Annotated in this window: 17 protein-coding genes and 1 pseudogene; 9 read left to right on the top strand and 9 right to left on the bottom strand. The window is 64.1% G+C overall.

Annotated features, from left to right (window positions below; all coding sequences use genetic code 11):
- Window positions 1-131, top strand: a pseudogene (locus EN859_RS33860) (ISAs1 family transposase); the annotation flags it as partial.
- Window positions 132-1,042: 911 nt separating this feature from the next.
- Here EN859_RS33860 and EN859_RS33855 read toward each other — a convergent pair.
- Complete coding sequence (locus EN859_RS33855) at window positions 1,043-1,774, bottom strand: DUF2270 domain-containing protein (protein ID WP_127856943.1); 732 nt, start codon at window positions 1,772-1,774, stop codon at window positions 1,043-1,045.
- 150 nt (window positions 1,775-1,924) lie between these two features.
- On the opposite strand from EN859_RS33855, the gene EN859_RS33850 reads away from it, so the two are divergent.
- From EN859_RS33850 to EN859_RS33820, 8 genes are all read left to right on the top strand, one after another.
- Complete coding sequence (locus EN859_RS33850) at window positions 1,925-4,297, top strand: cation:proton antiporter (RefSeq protein ID WP_127856942.1); 2,373 nt, start codon at window positions 1,925-1,927, stop codon at window positions 4,295-4,297.
- Window positions 4,298-4,365: 68 nt separating this feature from the next.
- Entirely contained in the window at window positions 4,366-4,743 is a 378-nt protein-coding gene (locus EN859_RS33845) for a DUF1127 domain-containing protein (RefSeq protein WP_127856941.1), read from the top strand.
- A gap of 283 nt (window positions 4,744-5,026) precedes the next feature.
- Window positions 5,027-5,605: an OsmC family protein gene (locus tag EN859_RS33840; protein ID WP_127856940.1), complete on the top strand. Its 579-nt coding sequence runs from the start codon at window positions 5,027-5,029 to the stop codon at window positions 5,603-5,605.
- Between the two features lie 96 nt (window positions 5,606-5,701).
- Window positions 5,702-6,934, top strand: coding sequence for an NAD(P)/FAD-dependent oxidoreductase (locus EN859_RS33835; protein ID WP_127856939.1), 1,233 nt, complete (start codon window positions 5,702-5,704; stop codon window positions 6,932-6,934).
- 10 nt (window positions 6,935-6,944) lie between these two features.
- Complete coding sequence (locus EN859_RS33830; protein WP_127856938.1) at window positions 6,945-8,201, top strand: NAD(P)/FAD-dependent oxidoreductase; 1,257 nt, start codon at window positions 6,945-6,947, stop codon at window positions 8,199-8,201.
- A complete protein-coding gene (locus EN859_RS33825) occupies window positions 8,174-8,671 on the top strand; it encodes a MaoC family dehydratase (RefSeq protein WP_348632965.1) in 498 nt (165 codons plus the stop codon). The genes EN859_RS33830 and EN859_RS33825 overlap by 28 nt, the downstream gene beginning before the upstream one ends.
- A gap of 184 nt (window positions 8,672-8,855) precedes the next feature.
- On the top strand, window positions 8,856-9,011 hold the full coding sequence (locus EN859_RS38425; RefSeq protein ID WP_189502430.1) for a hypothetical protein: 156 nt from the start codon (window positions 8,856-8,858) through the stop codon (window positions 9,009-9,011).
- A gap of 157 nt (window positions 9,012-9,168) precedes the next feature.
- Entirely contained in the window at window positions 9,169-13,854 is a 4,686-nt protein-coding gene (locus EN859_RS33820) for an alpha/beta fold hydrolase (protein WP_127856936.1), read from the top strand.
- A 118-nt stretch (window positions 13,855-13,972) separates the two neighbouring features.
- On the opposite strand, the gene EN859_RS33815 is transcribed toward EN859_RS33820, so the two are convergent.
- The 8 genes from EN859_RS33815 to EN859_RS33770 form a co-directional block, all read right to left on the bottom strand.
- The gene (locus EN859_RS33815; protein WP_127856935.1) at window positions 13,973-14,299 is read right to left on the bottom strand and encodes a hypothetical protein; all 327 of its coding nucleotides are present in this window, start codon (window positions 14,297-14,299) and stop codon (window positions 13,973-13,975) included.
- Window positions 14,300-14,379: 80 nt separating this feature from the next.
- Window positions 14,380-14,805 carry a globin family protein gene (locus tag EN859_RS33810; RefSeq protein WP_127856944.1) on the bottom strand — a complete coding sequence of 142 codons (426 nt, stop codon included), beginning with the start codon at window positions 14,803-14,805 and terminating at the stop codon, window positions 14,380-14,382.
- Window positions 14,806-15,026: 221 nt separating this feature from the next.
- Window positions 15,027-15,797 (bottom strand): exodeoxyribonuclease III, encoded by a 771-nt coding sequence (xth, locus tag EN859_RS33805; RefSeq protein WP_127856934.1) that lies wholly within the window; start codon window positions 15,795-15,797, stop codon window positions 15,027-15,029.
- Between the two features lie 4 nt (window positions 15,798-15,801).
- The gene (locus EN859_RS33800; protein ID WP_127856933.1) at window positions 15,802-16,446 is read right to left on the bottom strand and encodes an alpha/beta fold hydrolase; all 645 of its coding nucleotides are present in this window, start codon (window positions 16,444-16,446) and stop codon (window positions 15,802-15,804) included.
- Window positions 16,447-16,693: 247 nt separating this feature from the next.
- The gene (locus EN859_RS33790; RefSeq protein WP_127856931.1) at window positions 16,694-17,806 is read right to left on the bottom strand and encodes a tetratricopeptide repeat protein; all 1,113 of its coding nucleotides are present in this window, start codon (window positions 17,804-17,806) and stop codon (window positions 16,694-16,696) included.
- A complete protein-coding gene (locus tag EN859_RS33785) occupies window positions 17,803-18,705 on the bottom strand; it encodes a Ku protein (RefSeq protein ID WP_127856930.1) in 903 nt (300 codons plus the stop codon). The genes EN859_RS33790 and EN859_RS33785 overlap by 4 nt, the downstream gene beginning before the upstream one ends.
- 293 nt (window positions 18,706-18,998) lie before the next feature.
- Window positions 18,999-21,488 (bottom strand): DNA ligase D, encoded by a 2,490-nt coding sequence (gene ligD, locus EN859_RS33780; protein ID WP_127856929.1) that lies wholly within the window; start codon window positions 21,486-21,488, stop codon window positions 18,999-19,001.
- Window positions 21,489-21,796: 308 nt separating this feature from the next.
- Window positions 21,797-22,021, bottom strand: a complete 225-nt coding sequence (locus tag EN859_RS33770; RefSeq protein ID WP_127856928.1) for a hypothetical protein — start codon at window positions 22,019-22,021, stop codon at window positions 21,797-21,799.
- Window positions 22,022-22,302 lie beyond the last annotated feature (281 nt).

Raw genomic sequence — 22,302 nt, 5'->3', positions numbered from 1 at the left:
GGCAGATCGAGAACGGCCTGCATTGGATGCTCGATGTCCATCTCGATGAGGACCTCAGCCGTGCCCGCAAGGACAATGCTCCCGCCAACACAGCCCTTCTCAATCGCCTCGCCAGAAACATCCTCCAGGCCGCCGATACCGCCAAAGTTCCCATCAGCCATCGCATCAAGAAATGCGCCTGGAATGACGACTATCTCATCAATGCGATCATCATATGCGATAGCCCTGCCCCAAAGTGGGGGAGATGTCCGGCAGGACAGAGGGGGGCGCTGTCCCGCCAGCCTCTCAGCCATAGCGATAGCTCAGATAGGTTCCGGTTCGCTTGAGTTAAGCCGAAAGGCCGCGATCCTTCGCGCCCCCCTCTGTCCTGCCCTCTTTGCCAAAACTTGGCATCTCCCCCGGGAGATTGGCAGCTCCGGCGTCGGCGCCTAGCCTTGCCGGGCTGTGCGGCCCTCACAAACGAAAAGGCGCGCCTATTCCCCCTCAGGATAAACGCGCCTCTTGCCGCTCGCGGTACAATCAGCCGGCAAACGGGTCGGCATGGTATCCACGGTGGCGCCACGCGCTATATAGCTTCCGAAAATCCTGACACCGCATTAACCGTTTGTTAACAACTTAATAGCACTCGACGTAAAAAACTGGCATACTGGCGGTTGTAGCGCGGTCTTGGCATCCTCGGCGAGCAAGGCATGGGGGCTGTAAATGCCTGGGTCGCGGCAAACCAGCAGGGTCGGGCGGGTAGACTATCCCCCTCACCCGTTTGGCCCTGTTGAAAAGGCCCGCTGCCCCGCAGGGACAGCGGGCTTTTTGCTGCAGGCCGCCACAAGTATTTGTTATGGCGGCCAGTACTTGTCATGGTGGTCAAACGGGCGGGCAGCTGCCTTGAGCAGGTCGAGGCCCCGGCTGCGCGGCCATGCCGTGGAGCTACTGGAGCGCGTCGCCCAAAAGTGCGCAGCGGTTTTGGGACAACGACACGCGCAAAAACAATAATTTAAAGCGCGTCGCATGAATCCTTTTAGACGCGACGCGCTTACCGAAAACCTCAGACATGCACGTCGCCATGCGAGAGCTCGCCTTCGTCGTCAGCGGCAAGGAAGGCCGCCACGAAAAGACCGGCATAAAAGACCAGGACCAGGATGACGACGACGGTGCCCGGCAGCGGGCCGAGCGCAGCGGCGATGATCGCATCGCGCATCGAGCCGACGATGCCGATGCCGACCCCCTCATGCTGCAGGCCGGGCGTCGAGATCTTCAGCACCCAGGCCAGCAACAAGATCATGTACATGAAGATGTAGTTGCGGCGTAACCGGCGCACGAGCGCCGCGCGCTGCGATATCAGGAAGCGTGGCGCCCGCAACCCTTCGCCGAGGATGGCCAGCCAGTTGGAGGCGAAGTCGGGCTGCGGCGAGAATATTTGGGCGAAATAATAGCGCTCGAACTGACGCACCCGAGCCCTGTAGACGTCGAAAAAGCGGTAGCGCCGCGCCTCTATCCACAGAAGCAAGGTGATCAGCAGCATGGCGAACAACAGCACGCCATGATGGGCGCTGGCAGTCGACAGCGACACCGACAGCATGGCGGCGACCACGGTGATCGCCCAGTTGCTGGTGCGATCAATCCTGTCGCGCCAACCGGCCATGCGGGCAATCTCGGCGCGATGGAAGTGCGACAGGGTGCTAACCAATTCGGACGAGGTCAGTCGGCTGGCGAAGGCATCGGAAACGCGAGGCGCCGGGGCCTCCTCCGCAGGCTTCACGATCTCGGGTCGAGTCATGGTATGCTTAATGCCTCTGCAGATGGAACGCGGACCGGCGGCTTCCCGTTCCGTGGCATTGCAGCTTCGACGAGCGGCACCGATGCGCCTGTCGCGGCGCATCTGCTTCCCGCCCCCTTGACCCTGCAACCCATGCGCCCTGAGACCGTTATGGCTGACGCGACTGGCGAGCGGAGGCGCGAGATTTTCCAGACCCGGTTCAAGCTGCGTGATGCGGCCGCGGCAATCGCGCTGGCGGTGCTTCTCTTGCCGGCGCTGGCCTGGTCAGCCGATGCGAAGGCGGCGACATCGAGCGAAGGCATGTTCATCGCCGAGCTGGTGTTACTGCTGGTGGTCGGGCGCGGCCTGGGCGAGGCGCTCGAGCGCCTCGGCCAGCCCGCGGTCATGGGCCAGCTGCTCGCCGGCATCCTGCTCGGGCCCTCGCTGTTCGGCTGGCTGTGGCCGTCGGCGCAGCACATGCTCTTCTCCAACGACGCCGTCCAAAAGGACATGATCAACGCGGTGGCGCAGCTCGGCATCCTTCTGCTGCTGCTGCTGACCGGAATGGAGACCGACCTGAGGCTGGTGCGCAAGGTGGGCGCGGCCTGCTTCTCAATCTCGGCGGCAGGCGTCGCCATTCCCTTCGTCTGCGGCTTCGCGACGGCGCAGTTCCTGCCGGCGAGCCTGCTTGCCGGCGCCGGCCAGCGCACCGTCGCCGGTCTCTTCCTCGGCACCGCGCTATCGATCTCCTCGGTCAAGATCGTCGCCATGGTGGTGCGCGAAATGAACTTCATGCGCCGCAACCTCGGCCAGATCATCGTGTCGTCGGCGATCATCGAGGATACGCTCGGCTGGGTCATCATCGCCATCACCATCGGCATCGCCACCCAGGGCAGGATCGAGATCCGCCACCTGGCCTTCACGCTGGCCGGCGTCGCGGCATTCATGCTGTTTTCCTTCACGCTTGGCCGCGGCATCGTCTTCGATGCCATCCGCTGGGCCAACGACACGTTCCGCAGCGAATACGCCGTCATCACCGTCATCCTCGTCATCATGGGAACGATGGCGCTGATCACCGACCTGATCGGCGTCCACACGGTGCTGGGCGCCTTCGTCGCCGGCTTACTGGTCGGCGAATCGCCGATCCTGTCCGGTCACATCCAGGGCCAGTTGCGCGGCGTCATCACGGCGCTGTTCATGCCGGTGTTCTTCGGCGTGGCCGGGCTTTCCGCCAACCTCACCGTGCTTGTCGACCCGACGCTTGCGCTGCTCACCATCGCGCTTGTCGTCATCGCCAGCGTCGGCAAGTTCGGCGGCGCCTTCATCGGCGGCAAGGCGGCGGGCATGTCCTGGCGCGAAGCCATCGCCGTCGGCAGCGGCATGAATGCGCGCGGCTCCACCGAGGTCATCGTCGCCAGCATCGGCCTGTCGATAAACGTGCTGTCCCACAATCTCTACACCATGATCGTCACCATGGCCGTCATCACCACGCTTGCCATGCCGCCGATGCTGCGCTGGGCGCTCGGCCGCCTGCCGATGGGCGAGGCGGAGAGCAAGCGGCTGGAGCGCGAGGAGTTCGACCAGCGCGGCTTCGTCGCCAATCTGGAGCGGCTGCTGGTGGTGGTCGACGACGGCGTCATCGGCAGGTTCGCCTCCTATCTGGCCGGCGTGATCGGCCGCGGCAAGCCGACGACGGTGCTGCATGCGGGCGAAGACGACACCACCGAGCCGCGCGTACGTTTCGAGCCACACCTGCAGGAGATCGAGAAAGGCGCCAGGGAGAGCGCCGAGGCGGCGAAAGGTATGGACGACGCCGGGGTCGGCAAGAGCCGGGTGACCCGGCGCGAGAACGTTCTGGTTTCGCCGCAAACCGTCGCCGAAGAAGCGCGCAAGGGCTATGGGCTGCTGCTGATCGGCCTTGGGCGCTCGCTCACCGCCAGGAGCGGCTTCACCAGGCGCCTCAACGACATTGCCGGCGCCTTCGACGGCCCGCTCTGCCTGGTCTTGAAACGGGCCGGGGGCGGCAGACAGGTGCCGAGCCTCGACGCCGATGCCGGCAGGATCCTGGTGCCGGTGAACGGCACCGCGGTGGCGCGCCGCGGCGCCGAGCTGGCGCTGGCGGTCGCCGCCGTCACCGGCTCCCGGGTCAGGGTCCTCTACGTGGCACGCAGCAGCCGCGACGAAAGCCAGGGGATGATGTCGCGCCGGCGCAAGGAGGCGGTGCTGAAGGACATCGTGGCGCTGGCCGAACGCTACAATGTCGATGTCAGGACATCGATCCGCGGCAAGGGCGCCGCCGCCGACGCGATCTGCCGGGAGGCCGGCAAGAACGTGGCGATGATCGTCATGGGCGTGGCGCGGCGGCCGGGCGATGAGCTGCTTTTCGGCGAGACGACGACCGGGGTGCTGCTCGGATGCTCATGCCCGGTCGTGCTGTTGTCCGACGAGCGGGTCCGCCGTGACGACGCCGCGCGTGAAGCACTGCGTTCGGGCGGCGTCGCCGAAACCAAGGCCGGCAGCGAAACGCAGCGAGAGCCGCGGTGAAACCCGCACCCTGCTCTGGGGCGCGTCCTTCGCTTGAAGGTCATCAGAGCCTACCCGAATGAACGGACGTGTCCGAAACCCGCCAGTCGACCCAAAATTCGACGCAGGATCAAACGCTCACTCCCCTGATCCTGTCGCAATCTCCCCCCATCGACGGCGCGAATGGTCGCGTCGCGAAGATGGAGACAAAAATGACCACGATCGAGCACGCAAACTATTCCGCCTCGAGAGACAGGCCCGACGCTATCGGCTTCGCCAAATCCGCGATCCGCCTGGCCTTCCGTGCATTAAAGTTGCGCAGCCAGAGAGCCGCGCTCCACGAAATGCCCGACTATCTGCTCAAGGACATCGGCATCGGCCGCTCGGAGATCGATTACCTCACATTGGTCCGGTTTAACGGCGTTCAAAGCGATCGTTTGAACGCCAATGATGCCGATCCGCGTTGACCCGACCTGAACAGGCTCGGCTCTATGGGCGCCACAGGTTGCCCCGAAGTGGAACGCCGGCCTTCAGCACAAGAATTAATCGACCGGGCAATCCCCGGCGATCACCTCGCCGAGGTTTTGACGCTTCGAACAAGGCTCTCGGTTCTCGCAGAAAGTCCGGGTCGTCGCGTGGAAGCACGTGGATCAAGGTAAATTCCACGAACGCAACCACTCTCGTTCACACGCAGCGCCGTCACAAGGCAGCGGTCCGGCAAATTCGCCGCACTATTCTTGGGAGAAGACGATGCAACACACAGCCAAGGCCTCGAGGCCCCCGTTGAACGGCGTCGACACGCCGAATCTTCTGGCAACGATCAACTTTGTCGCCGGCCAGCCTGAACTGGCCAAGTTCCAGTTCCGCGCCCACAACGAGTGGGTCGAAGGCACCCACAGCAAGAGCGTCATGCTCGGTTTCCACGGCGCCGGCCAGGAACAGAAGCATGCCAAAGCCTATTACGCCGACAGCGACCACCCGGCCGTGCTGTGCGGCGCCGATCACGGCCCCACCCCGGTCGAATGGCTGCTGCATGCGTTGGCCAGCTGCCTGATGGCGGGCGTCGCCAACATCGCCGCGGCGCGCGGCATCAAGCTGACCAAGGTGCGCTGCTCGGTCGACGGCGACATCGATCTGCGCGGCATCCTCGGCATTACCGACGAGGTCCGAAACGGCTTTCAGAACATCGCGGTGGCTTTCGACATCGAGGGCGATGCGCCGTCCGAGAAGCTTCAGCAACTGGTCGAGCAGGCACGAGCACGGTCGGCGGTTTTCGACGTGCTGACCAACGGTGTCTCCGTTTCGGTCGGTGTCAAAACCATACAGTGATCCACCCGGCCGTGATCCACCCGGCCAATGATCCACCCGGAAAGACGGTTCGGACTGACGTCTGAACCGTCGTCCTGCAAAACTGATGGAAACAACATGGAACAGGCTGACGTGGTCATTGTCGGCGCTGGCCAGGCAGGCATCGCCTTGAGCCATTGCCTTCGAAAACGCGGGACCTCGCATATCGTTCTGGAGCGCGGGCGCATTGGCGAACGGTGGCGGTCCTCGACATGGCGTTCGCTTCGCCTTTTGACGCCCAATTGGCTGAACGCGCTGCCAGGCTCCCCCTATTGTGGCCCCGAACCCGACGGCTACATGAGCCGCGACGCGTTTGTGGAAACCCTGGTTGGCTATGCCCATCGATCGCAGGCGCCGGTGCACCCGTACGTCGATGTCTTGTCCTGCGAACAGGATGGCAAAGGCTTCAGGCTGCGGACGACCGCCGGCGACTGGTCGGCGAGAGTCGTCGTTGTGGCAACCGGCCATTGCGACGTGCCAAGCATGCCCTTGCTGCCGCAGACCGGCGCGGATCAACCGGCCAGCATCCATGCTTCGCAGTACCGAAGTCCCGACGAGCTTGCGGCGGGCGGCGTGCTGGTAGTCGGCGCATCGTCGTCGGGCGTCCAGATTGCCGACGAGCTGCGACGCAGCGGCAGGCGCGTAATCCTGTCCGTCGGCAAGCACACGCGTTTGCCACGGATCTGGCGAGACAAGGATATCTTCTGGTGGCTTTACCAGATGGGATTCATGTCCCAGCAGCTGGACGATCTTGCAAATCCCGACAGCGCCAGACGACAGCCTTCGCTTCAACTGGCCGGTCGGGCGGATTGCTCCAATGTCGATCTGGCGACCCTTCAGGGCATCGGGGTCGAACTCACCGGGCGGCTGACCCGCATCTCGAACCGGGCAATTGGCTTTGCCGATGACCTCGAAGAGAGCATCACGGCGGCGGATGCGAAGCAGCAGCGGCTCCTTCGCCAGATCGACCAGTTCGCAGGCCATAGGTCCACGGGCCACGGCCCTGCGCCGGTCAAGGTGCCGACGACCTGCCGCAAGCGCCTGTCGTTCGCGAACGGCATCGTCGACACCATCATATGGGCAACCGGCTACAGCCGCTCGTTTTCATGGCTGAAGCTACCGGCCTTCACCGCCGATGGCGAGCTGGCCCACAAGGACGGGATAACAACCGTCGCCGGCCTCTACGCGCTTGGCTTCCGCTTTCTGCGCAAGCGCGATTCCAACTTCATCGGAGGCGTCGGAGCGGACGCGCAAGCGATCGCCGCCCATGTCTCGGACTATCTCGGTCAGAGCGGCCTCAAGGCTGCGTGAGGAGATCGCGATGCTTTCCAACATCGTCCCCGCACATTCCCACTACCCCGCACATTCTCACTACGACGTCATCATCGTCGGCGCGCGCTGCGCCGGAGCCTCGACGGCAATGCTGCTCTCCCGGGCGGGATTGCGGGTGCTCGCAGTCGACCGCCAGTCCTATGGATCCGACACGCTGTCCACTCACGCTCTGATGCGGCCAGCCGTCGTGCAGCTCTCGCGCTGGGGCCTGCTCCAACCGTTGATCCAAAGCGGCGCGCCGGTGATCAAATCCACCACATTTCACTATGGCGAGCAGGAGGTCACGGTACCCATCCGGCCCGAGCCAGACATTCCGGGGCTGATCGCGCCACGCCGCACGGTGCTTGACCGCATGCTGGTCGACGCGGCTCGAGCCGCCGGCGCCACGATTTTGCACGACACTCCGGTCCATGATCTCGTGTTCGACTCACATGGCCGTGTAAGGGGCGTCGCGTTGAGGGATGCCGCCGGCCAAACTCGCGAGGTACGCGCCGACCTCGTGGTTGGAACAGATGGGCTCGGCTCGTTTGTCGCGCGCAAGGTCGAGGCACGGACGCTGGTGCAAGGGCGGTGCTCGGTGGCGCATGTCTTCAGCTACATCGCCGCGCCGGCGCTGTCGGGGTATCACTGGTATTTCGGCCGGAACCTATCCGGCGGCGTGATCCCGACGAATGACGGGCTTGCCTGCGTCGTCGCCTCCGTTCCGACCGAGCGGTTCGACAAGGAGTTCCGTTTCGATCTTTCCGCCGCACAGCTTGCCCTGGCAGCGCTGGAGCCCAGATTGGGGTCCCTGGTCTTCGGTAACGGTGGAGCCTTTGGCAACGGTGGCAAGCGTCTGAAAGCCTTTCGCGGCACGCCTGGACGATTGCGGCAGGCATACGGCCCCGGCTGGATGCTGGTCGGCGATGCCGGCTTCTTCCGCGATCCGCTTACCTCGCATGGTATTTCCGACGCCCTGCGCGATGCCGAAGGGGCGGCGACGGCGATCCTTTCACATATTTCACGTCGCGAGTCCGCATTGCGGGAGTTCCAGGAAGAACGCGACGACCTCGCACGGCCCATCCTCGAGACCACGGACGCCATCAGTGCCTTCGATTGGTCCCTTGAAGAGTTGCCTGAACGCCACAAGCGCTTCAGCGAGGCGATGAAATCCGAAGTCGCAGTGCTCCTGGACCGGGCGGCGCGCGATCGCGAGGTTCCGCCGACCCCGCAAGGGCTATGGGCCTCGCAGGCACAGGCAATCTGACAGGCAAACCACGGAGCAAGGCAATGCAAACAACCAAACAATCCGGATGGTCTGGAATCCGATTCGGAAAACCGGAAGTCGGGGCCAGTGCGGAGCGAAGGCGCGTCACTCGGGCTAGCGACGTCATCGCGTTCAGCGACATGACCGGCGACAGGAATCCACTCCACTACGATGAGGTCCTGTCCGCCCGCACCGTATTCGGCCGTCTCATCGTTCAGGGCGGTGTCACTTCGGGCCTTCTCAACGCTCTGGTGGCCGAGGACTTGCCAGGACCCGGCAGCGTCTTTCTTGGCGTCGAGTGGAAGTTCCTCAAGGCCGTCGGTATCGGCGAAGAGATCGTCGCGCGCGCCGAGGTGCTCACCGTGCGAGAGGACAAGCCCATCTGCACGCTGTCAACGACCGTCGCAAACTCGGCAGGCGAGATTTGCCTGTCCGGCACGGCAACGACCTACACGGTGCCGCTCGACTGAAGCGATTCCAAGAAAGTGTGCAACGGCTTTCCGTCCGGAATTGCGCAAAAACAAATAGTTAGCCAACGAGCAGCCGGGCAGCTCCGCATTTTCCACGCTCTTCCACACGCTGTCTCCTACGGGGAGGACGGCATGTCCGAGGGAGCGAGCGGAATGGTCCGCTGCCAACCTTAGGGAACCAGTCATGAACCTCTCGTTCGGTATTTATGCAACCCCGCAGTCCACTCTGTGGAAGGACATCCGCAAGGGCCCGCCGCTCAAGGCGGTGCGGGAGCACCTCGACCGGGTGGTCAACTTCAGGCGCCTTTCCGAGATCGCTCGCAGAACCGAGATCCGGTGACCGAGTTCGGGCCGAAGGCGGCGGCGGGCGTGAAGACACCCGCCGCCTTAGGATGGCGCGGACCCAAACGCTTCGTCGCTCCAACGCTTCGTCGCTAATGTAAGGCCGACCATAAGATGCTAATGTAAGTCCGACCATACGGTTAGGACAAACCGGATTGAGCTCGGCATTCGAAGTGAGGGTTCTCGGCGACTTCACGGTTCGCTGTGACGGCGAGCCCGTGACGCTGACGCAATCGCGCAAGACGCGGGCGTTACTCGCCTATCTGGCCGTGCACCAAAAGCAGCAGCGCCGCGAGCGGCTTTGCGAGATGTTCTGGGACGTCCCTGATGATCCCAGGGGCGCGCTGCGTTGGAGCCTCTCGAAGCTGCGCCAGATTCTGAACGCCGACGGCGAGACACGGCTTATGGCCGACCGCAACGTGGTTCAACTGAAGCCGGGGGCGATCTGGCTCGACTACGACCTGATCAGGGGCCTGTCGGCCGATGCGGTTGGTTCGCTGCCTACCGAGCGTCTGGAAGCGATCGCTGCGGCTTTCGCCGGCCCGTTCTTGTCGGACCTCTATCTGCCGCGCTGCCAGGCGTTCGAAGCCTGGCGCGTCTATTGTTCGAATGAGACCGAGATCCTGCGTCTCAAGGCGCTGCGCGCCCTCATCGGTCGCCTTGGCGACGAGCCTGAGCGGGCGCTTGCCCACCTGCACACGCTGCAATCACTTCTTCCGGACAATGACCTCGCAGACGAGATCGCCCGCATTAACGATCTGGCTCGTCTGACCGTCGCCGCTCGCCCGATCGGAACTGCCACGACGGCTGTTAGCCGGCCTGCCCCCGAACCTCCGGTGCCGCAGCCTGCGCGCGGCCCCATGCTGTCGCCTTCGCCGAAGGTTTCGTCAGGCAAGCAGCAGATACGCTACGTCAATGCCCGCGATGGCACCCGGATCGCCTATGCCATCAGCGGATCCGGGCCAGCGATCGTGCGCGCCTCGCACTGGATGTCCCATCTCGACTTCGATTGGGAAAGTCCGGTTTGGGGACATTGGATCGATGGCCTGTCCGGTGGCTTCACGCTTGTACGCTATGACGGGCGCCTGAACGGCCTTTCCGACACAGTTTGCGAGGATGTTTCTTTCGACGCATTCGTGAACGATCTCGAATGCGTCGTAGAGGCCGTGGGCCTCGACCGTTTCGTCCTGCTTGGAATATCGCAAGGCTGCGCTCTCTCGGTCGAATATGCCATTCGCCATCCCGAGAAGGTCGCAGGTCTCCTGATTTGGGGAGGATACGTCCGCGGATGGCGAGCGCGCGGGAATGAGGCGGAGATTGTCAGGCGCGAAGCGATCTCTGAGCTGATGCGCCAGGGTTGGGGCCAGGACGATCCATTGTTCCGCCAAATGTTCACCAGCCTGTTCATACCGGGCGCCGATCGCGTGCAGATGGATTGGTTCAATGAGTTGCAGCGCCGGACGCTCACGCCGGAGAATGCATCGCGGTTGAGCTTTGCCTTCGCCGACATTGACATCTCGCGATCGCTTGAGCGGCTGCATGTGCCGGCGCTCGTCCTGCATGCCAATGGCGACCGGGTCGCACCCCTCTCGGAAGGTCTGGAGCTCGCGCGAACGATCGCCGGTGCGCAGTTCGTCGAACTGGACAGCGCCAATCACATCCTGCTTGCCGAGGAACCCGCGTTCCGCGACTTCCTCCTCGAGGCGTCGGCATTTGCGAACGAAGCGCTTCAGGCGCGAACGGCAGTCGCGGTCGATCCGAGGACCCGGCGACAGGCAACGATCCTGTGCGCCGATTTCCGATACGTGGAACGGGTGATGGAAAGCCTGCCTCCCGAGGTCGCGCTGGAGCGGGTCGATCCCTTCCTCACGAAGGCCACCGCACTTGTGCGCGACAACGGAGGAACAGTGCTGACGATTTCCGAGAACGAGCTCGTCGCGTCGTTTGGCGCGCCTGAGCCGCTCGAAGGACATGCTGCCCTTGCCTGCCGGACCGCGCTCGCGCTGCGCGAGCTTGCGCTCGGCCACGCCGATTGGATAGCCGGCGTCCGTGCTGCACTCGACACAGGCATCGTGATTGTCGGCCCGGCACGCGATCAGGCTTCGGAGGTGCGCGGCGGACCGGTGTCGGTGGCCCACACGCTGAGCCAAGCGCTGGGGCGCGATCTCGTCGTGGCAACCGCCAGGACCCAGGCATCGGCTGGCGGCTTCGTCAGCATGCAAGCGCTGGCAGTACCACTTCTGTCGGAATACCCGAAGGACCAAAGGCTCTTTGAAGTGACCGAGATCAGGCGGGGCCGCTCGCGCTGGCAGTTGCGCGCCGAAACCCAGCTGTCGCCCTTTGTCGGCCGCGAGATGCAGCTGCAAATTTTGAACAAGGCCTGGCATGACACGTCCGACGGCGAAGGCCAGACGGTTTTCGTGGTCGGCGATCCCGGTATCGGCAAGTCGCGCGTCACACATGAATTCGTCGGCGCCATCCCCCATGATGACGCGGAGAACCTCGAAGTCGGCGCGCTGGAAACGGACCTGCGCAGCGGCTTCGTCGTGATTCGGAAACTGCTGCAAGCTCTGTTCGGCGTGGGCGACACCGAAGCGCCGGCAATCGCGATCGAAAAGGTGCTGGCCGCGCAAAGCGCGCGAGGCTTCGACGAGCGGCTCCTCGATCCGATCATGGCAATCATGGAACTGCCCGTTCAGAGCTCGAGTTGGGCCATTATTTCCGGCCAGGAGCGGTCTCGGCGTATGCAGGAGGCAGCGGTTGGGCTTTTATTGTTCCTTGGTCGCAGGAAGCCCGTCGTTCTCCTGGTCGAGGACCTCCATTGGATAGACGCCGAGAGTGAGGGGGTCCTGGTGCGGCTGGCGCAGGCAGTTCCCAGTGTTCGCTGCCTGCTCATCCTGACCTGTCGACCTGAATACGATCGCAGTGTCTTCGCCGCCGCAGGGGCTTCCGAAATCCGCCTGCCGGCGTTCAACACCGCCGAAGCGGCAGCACTTCTTGACCAGTTGGTCGGCAACGACCCTGAGCTCGAGCGTCTCCGCGGCGCAGTCTCGGATGCATGCAAAGGCAATGCATTGTTCCTGGAGGAGACCGTCCACGTCCTCGCCGAGACCGGCAAGCTGGAAGGGCAGCCGGGCCGCTACCGGGCTTCGGGCGATGTCGACGAGATCGTCGTTGCGGAGAGTATCCAGACGATCATCGATGCGCGCTTCGAACGTCTCGACAAGGATGCGAAGCGGCTGGCCGAGGTCGCCTCGATCTTCGGCGGAGAGATTCCGGTGCTCTTGCTACGAAGGATGGCGGCGCTGTCGAGCCTACGCTTCGATGCCGCCCTGCAGAATTTGAAGAAGGCCGATCTCCTGGTGGAGCTTCAGGTTTTTCCCGAGGCTTTCGTCCGCTTCAAGCACGTCCTCATCCGAACTGCTGTGTCAGGACGTATCGTATCGTCGGCGCTCGTCGAGCTTCACAAGACTGCGCTCGCCGAACTGAAGGCCTATTTCGCGGATCGGCTCGAGGAGCACAGCGAGCGCCTGGCCAGACACGCGCAACAGGCTCACCTCTGGGCCGAAGCCGTCGGCTACCTTCTGATCTCGGCGCACAAGGCGATCAGGCGGTCGGCGCATGCCACCGCCCTTGAGCAGCTGGACCTTGGGGTCTGGCTGCTGAGGAACAACGACGTCGCCGACGCCGACGAGCAAGAGATCGAGTTCCAGCTCGCGAGGGGCGTCGCCCTCATGGCCGCTCGCGGTTGGGGTGCGACCGAAGTGCTCGCCGCGTTCGAGCGTGCCGAGCAACTTTGCGACAAGATCGGCGACCAGGCGCGTCTGTTCACGGCACTGCGCGGCAGAGCACAATATTACATGCTCAGCGGCAAGCCGGCAGCGGCGCAGGAGCTGGCTTGCCGATGGGCTGGCATGGTCAGGGAGGACAGCGATCCCGGTCTCGTGATCGAAACCGAGCACATGTTCTGGACCAACAATTTCTTCCTTGGGGAGACGGCGGCCGCCTATGGCCATGCGGAACGCGCCATCGGCCTCTACGACCCCGACCGCGATCATTACCTGACCTACAAGTACTCCGGTCATGACCCGGGTGTCTGCTGCCGCTGCTTCGCGGGATTATCAGCCTGGCTGGCCGGCGAGCCGGATAAGGCAAGGCTACGGTGCCAGGATGCAATGGGACTTGCCGAACGTCTCGAGCATCCGCTGAGCATGGCGCTTGCGTATTGGGGCACGAGCTATCTCCACATGTTCGCAGGTGACCCTGAGGCCGCGCTTCGGGCGGCGGAAAGCGAGCTGCAGATCGCAGAGAAGTTCCAGCTGCCGCTCATTATCGGCCAGGCCGCGTTCCAGGTTGGATGGGGGCAATTCCGGCTTGGAGAACGGGAGACAGGCCTGCGCGGCATGGAGGAAGCCATATCTGCCATTCGCCGGACCGGCGCTGAAATGGGGCTACCCTATCTCATAGGCCTGTACGCCGAAGCGCTGGGCGACAGCGGCAGGTTGGACGCCGCTCGGAAGTCGGTTGAAGCTGCGCTCGAGCTGGGCCGCTCCAACGGAACTTATTTCCAGCTCGCCGAAGTCCTCAGGATCGAAGCCTGTATCCGCGAGAGGAGCGGTGGCGGACCTGACGAGATCGAGCGAATGCTGCACAAGGCCGCGAATGTCGCCACCCTGCAGCGTTCCGCGATTGGCCAACTCCGAATAGCAGTTGAACTTGCTCGCTGTCTTCGAAAGCGCGGAGATGTCGATACAGCGCGTGAACTTATCTCGCCTCACGGCGAGCTGATCGGCAAGCTCGACGATAGCCAAGATGCGCGCGCGGCGCGTGAGTCCTTCTAGCCAACGCGGCACGCGATGTGTGCGCCAAGCACGAGCTCAGGGCAGCCCGGCAACCGGCCTCATGCTGCCGGACGCCAACACTGCGGCAAGCCGCAATTCAGTCGGCGGGGCGAGCCGTTTACTGGGTGGATTCCACCTTCGCGACAACGAGCTTGCCTTCGGCGCGCGAGATTTCGACAGCCTGGCTGAGCCCTTCCGTGTCGCCCGGGACCGAGACCACGAACGCCTGGCCTTCGGTGAGGGTCGTGACCAAGCGCACGGGCAAACCTTCTTCGCCCGCCGCCATCGTGGTGACTACCCGATAGCCGCCATTCGCCTCCGTGTAATAGACGACGCCGTGGAAGCTGCCGAGATCGACGGTCCCACCCTGCAGGGCCGTGAGGTCGCCGGCAGAAGCGGAACTTGCCGCAACGCAAAGCGCCGTAAGGATTGTGTATCTGAACATCATGTTCTCCTCCGTTTAGTTATTTTAGTTATTTGGAATTGTCGTCCGGGTGGATGGTCGCCTTCGGCTGCATCCTCAAGTCATGCTGCGAGCTGATCCTCGCCGGCAGCCGAGATCATCACACTGGCGAGCAACGCGTAGGCTGCCTCCCAAGCCTCGCGGACCGCCGGCGTAAAGGCCGAGCCAAGGCCGGCCGCCAGCGTGTCGATGAGCGCTTGCCCGACGATCGGGTAATGATGCTCCTTGACACCGTAGGCCACGTGACGCTTGGCGAGCTCGCGCACGGCCGGGAGGATGGTGTCGGCACGATCCAGTCCGTGCACGACGAAGCCCAGACTCTTCATCAGCTTTGCGCCTTGATTGGGCATGTCGCTGGCCAGAAACAGAGCGCGAAGATTCGTGTCGATCGCGAACAGGCGTTCATAGAACAGAGCGGCGGCGGCCACGCGTATCGGGATAACCTCGTGAAAACTATCCTGGACAAGTCGAATCTGGTCGGGTGTCATCGGCGATCCTCCTGGGTTTTGCGGGTGAGGCTCGACCATCCCCCCAAAGCGTTTCGCCCGGATGTCGCCTGTGGCGCCGGTGTGTTTCAGTTGTGTCTCAATTTGGGTTTCAGTTGCGCTCAATTGTTTTCAGATTGCTTCTGGGTGGCCGGGATGAGCCATCCTTCACCCCCTGTCCTGCCCGACATTTCCCTCGCAAGGGGGAGATTGGCCCTCCGCCCTCACCGCAACTCCGCCCACACCGGGGCATGGTCGCTGGCATTGTCCTCGCCGCGTATGGCGCGGTCGATGCCGGCGCCCGAAAGTCGGCGGGAAAGCTTCTTCGACAGCAGTATGTGGTCGAGGCGCAGGCCGGCGTCGCGCTGCCAGCGGTTGCGGCGATAATCCCAGAATGTATAGAGCGTCTCCTTTGGGTGGGCCTTGCGCAGCGCATCGGTCCAGCCCTGGTCGAGTAGCCGCTGGAACGACGCCCGGCTCTCCGGCTGCACCAGTGCGTTGTCGTCATAGGAGCGCGTCGGATAGATGTCGCGCGGCTCTGGCACGATGTTGTAGTCGCCGGCCATCACCACCGGAATCCCGGTGTCGAACAGCGCGGCGGCATGCGCCTCCAGCCGTTCGTGCCAGGCCAGCTTGTACTGGAACTTCGGGCCGGGCTGCGGGTTGCCGTTCGGCGCATAGAGGCAGGCGACGACGATGCCGGCGACCGCCGCCTCGATGTAGCGCGCCTGCCGGTCGGCCTCGTCGCCGGGCAGCGCGTCGCTGGTCAAGACAGGGTCAGAACCACGCGCGAGTATGGCGACGCCGTTCCAGGTCGGCTCGCCGCGCCACACCGCGCCGTAGCCGGCTGACGCAAGGGCCGTGCGCGGAAACTGCGTGTCGCGTGCCTTGAGTTCCTGCAGGCAGACGATTTCGGGTTTTGCGACGGCCAGCCAGGCGAGCAGGTTTGGCAGCCGGCTGTTGATATTGTTGACGTTGAAGGTGGCGATCTTCATCGCGTCAGGCAGCGATCCGGACCGTCCACGCCTTTACCGCTTCGGCAATCGTCTTCAGGTGATCGGCGGCGGAGAAGCCGGAGATGCTCTTGCGCGGCTTGAGGTCGTGGTCGCCATCCTCCAGCCAGAGGATTTCGATTGTGTCGGACAGCGTGTAAGTCGCAATCTCGTCCCTGGTGCCGAACTCGTCGCGCGTGCCCTGACAGATCAGCGTCGGCGTCTTGAGGGCTGCCAGATGCTTGGTGCGCAACTGCGTCGGCTTCGCCGGCGGATGAAAGGGGTAGCCGAGGCAGAGCAGCCCTGAGATTTCGCCCTTGGCGAACAGTTCGTCGGCCACCATCGAGGCGACGCGCCCGCCCATCGACTTGCCGCCGATGATGAGCGGGCCGGTTATGCCCTTTGCCCTGAGATCGGCGACGGCCTTGATATACTCCGGGTTCACCGTCTCGGCGCGCGGCGGCGGCTTGCGGTGACCGTAGCGGCGGGCGGCCATGTAGTGGAATTCGAAGCGCGCGACCCGGAAGCCGGCGGCGGCGAGCGCCTTCGCGGTCGCGGTCATCGAGGCCGAGTCCATTGGCGCCCCGGCGCCGTGGGCGAACAGGATGGTGACGGGGGCAGTTTCGGGGCCGTCGAAGAGGAAGGTGGTCATGATGCGACCTTCCGCGCGACGGCGAAGCTGCCGATCTCCCCCCTTGTGGGGGAGATGCCCGGCAGGGCAGAGGGGGGCGCGAAGGATCGCCGGCCTTCGGTCAAATCTTTCCGGGACGAGACGGTCTGAAACGGGCCGATGCATCGGCGGGACAGCGCCCCCCTCTGTCCTGCCCTCTTTGCCAAAACTTGGCATCTCCCCCACAAGGGGGGAGATTGGATGTCGCGACGGCCTTCGCCAATCATCATCACCCCGCCGACTTCTGCGCCAGCTGCAAATCGACAAACTGGATGCCCCGCGCGGCGGTGCGGGCCCATTCGGAGTCGGCGTCGAGCTCGAGGTAGCGCGCCCAGCGGCGGCGTGCTTCGGCCAGGTTGCCGGCGTCGAATTCCAGCCGGGCGAGGTTGAACACAGCATCGGCATAATTTGCATCGAGCGCGATCGCCTTCTGCAGATGCCGGCGCGCCGAGGCGTCGCGGCCCTCCTCGCTCATCAGCCCGGCGAGGTTGAACCATGCCTCGACGAAAGCGGGGTCGAGCTTGATGGCGCGGGCATAATCGTGCGCCGCCTCTGCGGGACGGCCGGCGGCGCGCAGGCAGTTGGCGCGGTTGAAGGCGGCGATGGCATCGCCCGGATCAATCGCCAGGCAGCGCTGGTAGAGCGCGGCCGCCTGATCGTGATCGCCCTCCTCTTCCGCTGCTTCGGCCCCGGCGAACAGTTCTTCCAGCGTGTCGTCGCCTCCCGAATTGGGCAGATCGAACAGCAACTGGCCGTCGAGCTCGCTGCGGCCGTCATCGAGGTAGATCGTATCGGGCCGGCCATGCTGCGAGCCGACATTGAGCGACTTGGCGGTGAGCGAGGCGACCGGGCCGGAGCGGTGCACGGAGCGCGCGATCGCGCCCCATGAGGCGCCGCCGGCAATCAGCCCGGCATATTTGCGGGCGAGGATCAGGTCGCGAAAGGAATAGGGCTCGGCGTCGTGCTCGAAGGCGTCGAACAGCGACAACAAATCGAGATCGGCGGCGACCAGCCGTGACTGGTCGATAAGCGATTGCCTGGACAGCGCCGAGGCCTCCGGCGCCTTGATCAGCCCGAGCAGGCGCAGGAATCCGTTCTCGCTGACCAGCGTGCGCCCGGCAGCTCGTTCGGCGGCAACGAGGCGCTCGATCTCGGCATCGCCTGCCTTGGCGAGAAACGTGCGGCCGAACACGACATGGCTGGTGCGCCGGGTGACGCCGCGACGTAACTGGCCCTGCTGGCGTTCGACCTCGCGCGCCGCCAGCCTGAGCGGGAACGCCGCCAGCGCGCCGATGGTGCCGAAGACGCTGCCGGGGGGTACTATACCGATGGGCGCTGTCACCCTTTGCTCTTGCCGACGGCCTTTAGCAGATCGGCCTTGAGCTGGTTTTCCTTGGCGCCGCCCTTGGCCTTGGCCGCCGGCTTGGCACCCTCATCGGCCTTACTCTTCGACTTGGCCGGCGGCTTGGCCGATTGCGACAGGCTGGCCTTCAGCGCATCCATCAGATTGATGACATTGCCGCGCTCGGGTGCGGCCGCAATGATCGGCTTGTGACCCTTCAGCTTCTGGCGGATCATCGCCATCAGCGCGATCTCGTAGCGGTCCTCGTAATTCTTCGGATCGAAGGTGGTTTCCTTCTGCTTGATCAGCGCTTCAGCGAGCTCCAGCATTTCCGGGTCGGGCTTGCCGGCCGGAATGTTGCCGAAATATTCAGCCGTGCCGCGCACCTCGTTCGGGTTCCTCAGCGTGCAGACGAACATGCCGTTCTCGCGCGCGCCGATCGTCACCACACGCTCGCGGCTGGACAGCACCAGGCGGGCGATCGCCAGCTTGCCGGACTTGCGCATCGCTTCGCGCAGCACGACGAAGGTTTCCTCCGCCATGGCGCCATCCGGCGCCAGGTAGTAGGGCGCGTCCTGGTAGATGACGTCGACCGAATGGTCGTCGACGAAGGCCTCGATGTTCATCGTGTGGTTGGATTCGATCCTCACCGCCTCGAGGTCGGCATCATCGATGATGATGTACTGCTTGTCCTCGTATTCGTAGCCCTTGACCAGGTCCGATCGCTCGACCAGCCCGAGCTCGGGATCGACCGGCTTCATGTTGATGCGATTGTGCGTCTTCTTGTGAAGCTGGTTGAACGTGATGCGCTCGCTGGCGCTCGTCGCCGGATATAGCCGGACTGGACAGCTGACGAGGCTGAGCTTGAGGTAACCTTTCCAACTTGCCCTGGGCGCCATGAAATACTCCTACGCGGCCGTGTGCTGTCGAACTGTTCGCAGCGTTCATTCGTCCCAAGGACGCGCGGCGCTGCGCAAAACCTACATCCCGACCCCTTATAATACCGGCAAATTCCTAGCGAAATGTTCCAGGTCGGTTGAGGGGTCCCAAGGCGCAGAATAGTTCAAATTGTTCGGAGCGTCGACGCCCATCCAGTCGTCATCCTGGGAAGGAGCAAGGAGCGAAGCGACGCGGCGCAGACCCCAGGATGACGAAGCTGAGGAACCTGCGCCATCGATATGCCCCGCTATGCTTACTTCCTCGCCTCCGATAGCATCGGCAAATCCCTGGCGAAATCTTCCATCTCGGCCCAGGGATCGCCGGAGGTCGCCAGCAGTCCCGGCAGCGACGAGTAATTCAAATCCTGGGGAGCGTCGATGGATTCCAGATCGGTCCAGCTCACCGGGGTCGAGGCCGGCAAATTGGTGCGGGCGCGCAGCGAATAGGGCGCGGCCGAGGTGTGGCCGCGCGCATTGCGGTGATAATCGATGAAGATGCGCCGCTTGCGGTTGTCCTTGCCCATGGTGGTGGTGAAGGTGTCGGGCACGGTTGAGGCAAGATGCGTGGAAATCGCGCTGGTCGCCTGATGCAGCTTCTTCCAGTTCTGTTTCTGCGTCACCGGCACGGTGATGTGGATGCCCTTGCCGCCCGAGGTTTTGGCGAACGGCACCAGCCCCAGCGCCTCGAGCTCGCCCTTGATATGCACCGCCGCCTCGACCACCTCGCGCCAGGCAATGCCCTCGCCCGGATCGAGGTCGAAAACGATCAGATCGGGCTTGTCGAGCCGCGTGCGATGGGTACCCCAGGTATGGAACTCGACGACACCGAACTGCGCCAGCGCCAGATAGCCCTTGGCATCCTCGACCGACAGATAGGATTTGGTCTCACCTTCGGAATTGGTCGCCTCGAAGGTCGCCACGGACGCCGGCATGCCGGTGAAGGCATGGCGCTGGAAGAAGCAGTCCTGCGGCCGGCCGGTCGGGCAGCGCACCAGCGACACCGGGCGGCCAAGGATATGCGGCAGCATGAAATCGCCGACCAGCGCATAATAGACGGCGATGTCGAGCTTGGTCGGACCGGTCTTGCCGAACAGCCGCCGCGTCGGGTTGGTCACCCAGATGGTGGCAAGGTCGGCTTCCGAAATCAGCCGCTTGCGCCTGGCCGACACCGGCGTCGACAGGCCGACATCGCGCAGGCCGCGAAACACCGCATGGCGCAGCGCATTGTCGGTGGTGCGGTTGGCATAATGGATATGGGCCGAGAGCAGCGGCCGCACCCATTTCATCTCGCGCATGATCTCGCGCGGAACCCCTTCGGGTGCAGACGCGCCGGCGCGCAGCGGCTCCAGCCGCGCCAGCAACCCACCTGATGTTTCGGCATCGAAGCCGGTGCCGACCTTGCCGCGATAGTGCAGCTCGCCGTCCTCGAATTCGCCGAGGCCGAGTGCGGCGAGCCCCTCGGCAGCGTCGGAGACGGTGTAGCCGGCTATGACGAAGTCGCCGGTCTGAAGCGCCTTGGTCTTGGTCCAGGTTTTGGTGCGGCCGCTCTGGTAAACTGCCGTCGCGCGCTTGGAGACGACGCCTTCCAGGCCCAGTTCCGCGGCGTGGTCGTAGAGCGCCTGGCCGTCGCCTTCGACATGGTCGCTGAACTGGATGGCGGAGTTGGCGCCGAGACCGGACAGCAGTTGCGCAAGCAGCGCCTTGCGCCGGCCGAGCGGCGCTTTCCTCAGGTCCCAGCCGTCGAGATGCAAGAGATCGAAGGCGTAGAAGTGCAGCTTGTTGCCGGCACCCTCGGCCAGCGCATTCTGCAGCAGCGCAAAGCGGCTGATGCCCTTGGCGTCGAGCGCGACGACCTCGCCGTCGATGACCGCATCGCGGCAGGGCAGCCTGGCGAAGGCGAGCGGCAGGTCGCCATAGCGCCTGGTCCAGTCGAGGCCGGCGCGGGTGATCAGCTTGACCGCGCCGTCGGCCAGATGCGCCATGGTGCGATAGCCGTCGAATTTTATCTCGTGCAGCCAGGCCTCCCTGGTGTCCTCGCCATGGGGCGGCCTGGCGACCGCGGTCGCCAGCTGCGGTTCGATGCGGGCGGGCGCCGGCGCCTTGACCGCGCCCGGCAAAGCGCCGGGCTTCAGCACCACCGGCCTGGCAGGTTTGGCGGCCGGCTTCGGGGCTTCGACCAGATCCTCGATGCGCCTGCCGGATTTGACGCTTTCCGGCCGGGCTTCCAATATGTCGAGCTTGGCGTCGGCGGCGAGATCACGCTCCTTGAACAGCAGCCAGTTCTTCTTGCCCTCATCCTCGCCTGGCCTCGGCTTCAGCCTGGTCAGCATCCAGCCGCCGTTGAGCTTCTCGCCGGCGAGGCGGAACTTGAAGGAACCGGTGCGCAGGCTCTTCTCGACATCGTCCATTGGCGCCCAGACGCCAGTGTCCCAGACGATCATCGGCCCGCCGCCATATTCGCCCTCGGGAATGACGCCCTCGAAGTCGATATATTCGAGCGGGTGGTCCTCGGTCTCGACCGCCAGCCTTTTGTCGGCGGGGTTGAGCGACGGACCGCGAGGCACCGCCCAGCTTTTCAGCACGTCGCCGACCTGCAGGCGCAGATCGTAGTGGTCGGCGGTGGCGTGATGCTTATGGACGACGTAGCGGTTGCCTTCACCGGCAACCAGCCCGCCAACGGGTTCCGGCGTCTTCGTGAATTCGCGCTTGGCGCGATAGGCCCTGAGTTTGGAAGGAGCTGGCATGGGCTAGGCGATCCAAACCGTGCCATTTGCCGAAAGGCGCAGCGGTCCAGAACCGAGCACCCTCCGTCGAGTTTCTTCGCACCCCCCTCTGGCCTGCCGGCCATCTCCCCCGCAAGGGAGGAGATTAGCAGCTTCGGCGACAGCGCTTCCTTTGCGACCTTCGCGATTGGCGAAACCAGCGGCGACAGCCGATCTCCCTCCTTGCGGGGGAGATGTCCGACAGGACAGAGGGGGGTGCTGTCCCTCCAGCGTTCCGAACCTCGCTCCTGCTCCGCCCTGGGATGACGAAGGGATGCAGGTCATGCGGCTCAATCGTCGGCGGCCGGCGTCAGTTCAAGCTCGGCCGGCGAAAGGCCCTGCTGGAGCTGGCTGAGCCGGAATTCGTCGACCCAGTAGGCCTCGCCGTCGACCAGCACGCGCGCAGAGTAGACGCCGCCGGAAAAGCGTTGCGCGGTGATGAAGACCTTGTGACGGTCGAGCGCCTTGCGCACCGCGGCGCGCTTGGAATTCTGGCTGGTGACGGGACTGGCCATGACTCACTCTTGCACTCTGAGCCGCACAACAGGCAGCCGGCCATAAGGATGGCCGAGAGTGAGGGTTGTGTCAATTTGGGCGCTGTCGTACCCCACGGCATTGAACTCGGGTTAACGGCGGTTTCGGGATTGCGACGGTTCTGATTCTGTTGGTGGCGTTGATTCGGAGAGCACCGCCATGCCTGAGACTGCCGAGAAGCCGCGTCTGCGGCTGTTGCTGGACCATTTCGCCCTGATCGAGGATGACCGGGAGGGGTGGCGGGTGGCGCATCCGCTGTCTG

The sequence above is a fragment of the Mesorhizobium sp. M00.F.Ca.ET.216.01.1.1 genome (assembly GCF_004010325.2).
In the GTDB taxonomy this organism is placed as follows: Bacteria; Pseudomonadota; Alphaproteobacteria; order Rhizobiales; family Rhizobiaceae; genus Mesorhizobium.
This window is presented reverse-complemented; position numbering and strand designations above follow the sequence as displayed.